Raw genomic sequence first — 355 nt, 5'->3', positions numbered from 1 at the left:
GCACATTGTTGTAAGCTTGACTATATGTCAGCTTCTGTGTTGGGGCCCCTGTCTTCGACTGGCACTGCTCCCTCAGGAGTCTCGCCATTAATACTACGTATTAACATGTAATTTTACTTTGAAATACATTAAAGCCCAAATTAATCAAAAGCTTTCTGAACCAGAAACGAAAAAAATCTATAGTCATAGAAAAATTTATGTAGAGCCTGTTTTTGGATTTATGAAGGTTATTTTGGGTTTCACTCGAATGTCAGTTCGAGGAATAAATAAAGTTAAACGAGAGCTAGGTTTTGTATTAATGGCACTTAATATAAGGAAAATAGCAGCTCAACGAGCTGTACATTATAAAATACAT

1 pseudogene is annotated in these 355 nt (G+C 35.2%); it reads left to right on the top strand.

Annotation, left to right across the window (positions count from 1 at the left end):
- Positions 1 to 124: 124 nt before the first annotated feature.
- Positions 125 to 355, top strand: a pseudogene (locus IDG64_RS14480) (transposase); the annotation flags it as partial.

The organism is Staphylococcus sp. EG-SA-15 (genome assembly GCF_017151895.1).
Taxonomy (GTDB): domain Bacteria; phylum Bacillota; class Bacilli; order Staphylococcales; family Staphylococcaceae; genus Staphylococcus; species Staphylococcus aureus.
The sequence above is the reverse complement of the archived record's forward strand: the minus strand, read 5'-3'. Positions and strand labels throughout refer to the sequence as shown.